At 55.5% G+C, this 3376-nt stretch carries 3 protein-coding genes; 1 reads left to right on the forward strand and 2 read right to left on the reverse strand.

Annotation, left to right across the window (positions count from 1 at the left end):
- The first annotated feature begins 325 nt into the window (after positions 1-325).
- The gene (locus tag ACF8AM_RS07375) at positions 326-1549 is read left to right on the forward strand and encodes a DUF1559 domain-containing protein (protein WP_392555009.1); all 1224 of its coding nucleotides are present in this window, start codon (positions 326-328) and stop codon (positions 1547-1549) included.
- Positions 1550-1635: 86 nt separating this feature from the next.
- Here ACF8AM_RS07375 and ACF8AM_RS07380 read toward each other — a convergent pair whose 3' ends face one another.
- Both ACF8AM_RS07380 and ACF8AM_RS07385 read right to left on the reverse strand, forming a co-directional pair.
- Positions 1636-2688, reverse strand: coding sequence for a DNA glycosylase AlkZ-like family protein (locus ACF8AM_RS07380; RefSeq protein ID WP_392555010.1), 1053 nt, complete (start codon positions 2686-2688; stop codon positions 1636-1638).
- Complete coding sequence (locus ACF8AM_RS07385) at positions 2682-2858, reverse strand: hypothetical protein (RefSeq protein ID WP_392555011.1); 177 nt, start codon at positions 2856-2858, stop codon at positions 2682-2684. Before ACF8AM_RS07385 ends, ACF8AM_RS07380 begins: the two co-directional genes overlap by 7 nt.
- Positions 2859-3376 lie beyond the last annotated feature (518 nt).

Consider the following 3376-nt stretch of genomic DNA (forward strand, 5'->3'; position numbering starts at 1 on the left):
GGTGTGAGTTGGCGAAAACCCCATTGTCGCGTCTTGGAGTGCAGTCAGCTAGATGTGGATCAAAGGGATGACATTCGTGAGAATGAGGGGCCACAGGTTGTGTCAACAACGGGTAGGGGCGTTTCGTTTCGCTTCCATTGATCGGTTGCAAATTTTTACTTGTATGCCTCTGTGGTCCTGCGTACAAAGCAGGCACGCTCATGCATGGAAGCATTGACATCACATCCCACGTTTCAATGTGGAATTCGTCATGCATTCGATTCGCACGCTGCGTCGGCTAACTAGGCGTCGGCTAACTAGGCATCGGCTATCTAGACGCGGGCTAATGAAACGCCGTCCACTGAAGCGGCACGCATTCACGCTGGTCGAGTTGCTGGTGGTGATCGCCATCATTGGCGTTTTGGTCGCTTTGTTGTTGCCGGCAGTGCAGGCCGCACGTGAAGCGGCACGACGGATGAGTTGCGGGAACAACATGAAACAGGTTGGGTTGGGGCTGCACAACTACCACGCCGCGTTCAATCAGTTGCCGGTCCATGGTGTGGGGCCGACTGATGAGAATGACAACACCGCGTCGCGTGGCAGCGCGAATGATGGGACCGGATTCACGCGGATGGAATTGAGTTATCTGGTGGGCTTGTTGCCATTTGTGGAGCAGCAGGGCATGTGGTCCGGAATCAGCAATCCAATGAACGAGGACGATGGCGATATCTGGCCCGCGTTCGGACCGCGACCATGGACGATTCAGTATCCCCTGTGGGCGACCGAAGTTCCGACCTTTCGATGTCCGAGCGACCCTGGTTATGGACTGCCGGGACTTGGGCGTACGAACTATGCGGCCTGCACCGGAGATGGTTTCTATGAAGCGGAGCATGGGGTGACCGTTTGGAATTCCAGTTCCAACCGATGGGAATACAACGAATCCCTGGCTGTGCAACGAGCCCGCTGCGGACTTCGCGGTGCCTTCGTGCCACGCAAGTCGATGCGTTTTCGCGATTTTACCGATGGGCTGAGCAACACGATTGCGGTTGGTGAAATCGCAACGGGACTGGATGACCGAGACAACCGAACGATTGGTTTCACGAACGCGAAAGGTGGCTTCTTTCAAATCGCGAACAATCCGAAACGATGCTTTGACCTTGGGTACATCGATCCTGAACGTCCCAACTTTTGGACCGACGCTGCGAACGTTTATGCTCCGGTTTCTCAGCGCGGCATGCGGTGGGCTGATTTTCATACTCTTCAAAGTCAATTCAACACCATCTTGGGCCCGAACTCAGAGCTTTGCTTGGTGGGCCACTCCGATACTTATGGTGTTGCCCCGCCCAGCAGTTATCACGTTGGTGGCGTGCACGTGGCGATGTCCGATGGAGCGGTGAAGTTCATCACGGACTCGATCGAAGCAGGTGACTCTCGCGTGCCATGCGTTTACTGCAAAGCCCTTTCCGGGCAGACCGACAGCGTGACTGCCGCTGGATCGGAAAGTCCTTACGGGCTGTGGGGAGCGTTGGGCACGCGCGCGTCCCGCGAAGTGATCAACGGGGAGTTCTAGGCACGCTGTTGGATGCCTCCGATTGGCTGAATCGGCGAGCTGGGGCCGCGAACCGCCCAGGCCCCCGACGGCCAACGGGGTTTCGTTCACGCGTGTGAAATTTCTGGGGCGGTTTTCTCCAGCCTTAAGAATTTGGCCAACTGGATGGCTTCCTTTTCAGCCGCCTCTTGGTAGGCACGCTCTTTGGGCCGGCGGTCCACGTATCCGAATTCTAGCTTCAGCCGATCTTCTTCCACGGTCGCATTGGCCCAGCCGACGATGTGGTCTCGCCAGAGCACCGGCATGGCGTAGTAGCCCAGCTTGCGTTTGTGCTGGGGTGTGTAGGCCTCGAAGCGGTAGGTCCAATTCCAAAAGTGTTCGAAACGGGTTCGGTCTCGAACGATCGGATCGAACGGGGCTAGGATTCGAACGGTATCGGTTTTCATCCTTCCGCGTCGTCCTGAGCCCAGCGACAAGTATTCGACTTCATCGATCGTGTCCACGCGGATTCGACCGGTGTCGATCAATCCCTGCAGGCACCTTCGTCGATCAGCGACGTTTTCGACCAAGTATTTGAAGTGAGACAGTTCGCTGAGCAGAAAGCGACGTGTCGTTGCACCCATCGATTGTAACGTTGCAAGCATGATTTCTTGCAGCCGTTCCTCCGGGGACCGCGTTGGCTTCATCACTTCGGCCACTTCATAAATACGGATGCCATTGGTCCGGCTCGCGACTCGCAAAGCACCGCGATTGTGCAGTGACTCCATGGCCATTTTCGCTGACCGAGAGAATCCGCCCCAGTAGTTTTTGACACGTTCGCCACCGACATGCGATTCCAGATCTTTGGAATGCATCGGGCCGTGTTGCCGAATCACATCGAGCGTTTTGCGATGTTCGGCTGTCAGTTTCTTCTCCGTTTTGGGGTGCACGATTCGCCAAAGATCTTTTGAGAGGAATCCGTAGGCGTACAGATAGCATTCCTCCAAATCGAGATCCGGGTAGCTGCGTTCCAAATCTCCCGCACGATAGTTTTTGACACGATGTCGGAGGATCAGATCCTGAGCTCGTGCTGGGCAACGAATCGGATCGGCTTGGACGAAACCGAGACGTTGGATCGCGGCGGCCATGCCGCAGGGTGAGAACAAGCTGTCGTTCAGCACTCGTTTTCGAAATTGATCCAGGGACGGCATGGGCAACGCAACGGTGTCTTGGTGTGAGTGGTTTGTTCGAGAGCCTTGCTGAATTGTTCCTGCTGCATCCGCGTCCATTCCAGTCGTTGTTGCTCTATCTCCGTGATCGCAGGTTTGAGTGAGTTATTTCCTCGAACCATTCTCCGGTTCAGAACGGACATAGAGCTGAACGATTGATGGACAAGTGAATGAGAATGGACTCGCTCGTTACTCTACCTGTTCCCCCAAAGCGATGTTGGGATGGAGCTCAATCAACTCGGCGGATCGCGGTGTCCAATTGAGCCCTGTGCAACTGGCATGTTTCGGATTGCCTTGGTCGCACAGAGGCTGGGTCGTTTTCCGACGTCACATTTGATCGACTCTTTGCAACCATTTCCCCAAAACGAAGTTTTGGGGAGGTCGAGCGACGCCGTTTCGGGATACGTGAGGGAGGGGGGCCGAGCATGAGAAACGGCACGCACTGCCCTCCCCGGAATTCTCGCTGAACGCTCGCATTCCGACCCTCCCAAACTGCGTTCGGGAGGGTGGATTCAACCTTGCGAGCGTGGCATTTTAAGAGTGCACCACCTCCATTTCGAGGAGGTGACTAAAACGCCTATCGCACCCTCGTGGTTTGTCAAAGTTAAAAGTGAGGGTTGATCGTAGATGGGAATGAAAT

The sequence above is a fragment of the Rhodopirellula sp. JB055 genome (assembly GCF_043100905.1).
Lineage (GTDB): Bacteria > Planctomycetota > Planctomycetia > Pirellulales > Pirellulaceae > Rhodopirellula.

Bases quoted from the DNA above. Each gene is read 5' to 3' on its own strand.
- ACF8AM_RS07375 (WP_392555009.1), top strand. From the start codon at position 326: ATGAAACGCCGTCCACTGAAGCGGCACGCATTCACGCTGGTCGAGTTG.
- ACF8AM_RS07385 (WP_392555011.1), bottom strand. From the start codon at position 2,858: ATGGTTCGAGGAAATAACTCACTCAAACCTGCGATCACGGAGATAGAG.